The organism is Vibrio sp. 1159 (assembly GCF_033340395.1).
GTDB classification, from domain to species: domain Bacteria; phylum Pseudomonadota; class Gammaproteobacteria; order Enterobacterales; family Vibrionaceae; genus Vibrio; species Vibrio alginolyticus.
On the sequence record NZ_JAWOWL010000169.1, the window covers coordinates 1 to 1,105 of the forward strand.

At 47.6% G+C, this 1,105-nt stretch carries 1 protein-coding gene; it reads left to right on the top strand.

Annotated features, from left to right (window positions below; translation table 11 throughout):
- Positions 1-1,105, top strand: a 1,105-nt coding sequence (locus R7127_RS26765) for a TonB-dependent receptor domain-containing protein (protein WP_318148745.1), incomplete at both ends; no start/stop codon positions are given.

Sequence of the window (1,105 nt, forward strand, 5' to 3'; positions counted from 1 at the left end):
ACCAACGCATCACGATTCGCGGCTTGGGTGAGACTGACTTGGATATCCGTCTGGATGGCGCGTCACAACACGCGAGTATGTTCCACCACATCGGTAACTTAACGCTGAACCCCGATATTCTTAAGTCGGCAGATATCCAAGTGGGTAACAACTCAGTGACGCAAAATGGGGTGGGTGGTTCGGTGTATTTTGAAACCAAAGACGCACGTGATTTGCTTCGTTACGATGAAACTTTTGGCGCGCGTGTATACGGTGGTTTTGCATCTAACGACAACCAACAAGGCTCTTTAACGTTATACGGTTTGCTGTCAGAAAACGTAGATGCAATGGTTTATGGCCACTATGTGACGCGTGACGATTTCAAAGATGGAAACGGTGATAAGACGTTCGGCTCGGCAGGGGACGTTTACAACATTCTTGCGAAGCTTGGTTACGAGTTTAATGACATTCACCGCTTCGAACTTTCCTACGATATGTACCGTGACAGCGGCGATTACAGTCCTCGCCCTGATATGGCAGGTAGTTCAAACAATGGCTTGTCGAGCAAGTTGCTGATCCCAACGGATTACGATCGCGATACCGTCACGCTCAGTTACGAGCTAAGAGGGGAGCAGCACCAAGGTAACGTGACGCTTTACAACACCGAAACCGAAATCAAACGTGATGAAACGGTTATGGCACCGCGTTGGCCTTCGAACCGCTTGTCAAAGAACACGGCTAAGAACCAAAACCTTGGCTTAAATGCGAAATTCCAATCGGATTTTGCTCTCGCTCAGTTTGATAACCGAGTGACTTATGGCTTTGACTACATGGATAAGACGTCATCTAGTTACTACGGCAGCAGCAAGTTTATGGATGAATCGGCAGTTTCAACGGCGCTGTTTGTTGAAGATCAGTTCTTCTTTTCGGATGCCTTCTTTATTACTGCGGGTCTGCGTTTTGATGATTACAAACGTGAAGCTGAAACGGGGACGAGTAACTATGCTGATGTGACCTGGGCCCTAGCAGCAGAATGGGCAGTCACTCAGGATTGGACGTTGTTTGCGAGTGCACGCTCTCTATTTAAAGGTCCAGAGCTAATGGAAACCTTTATTGCTTACCAAGA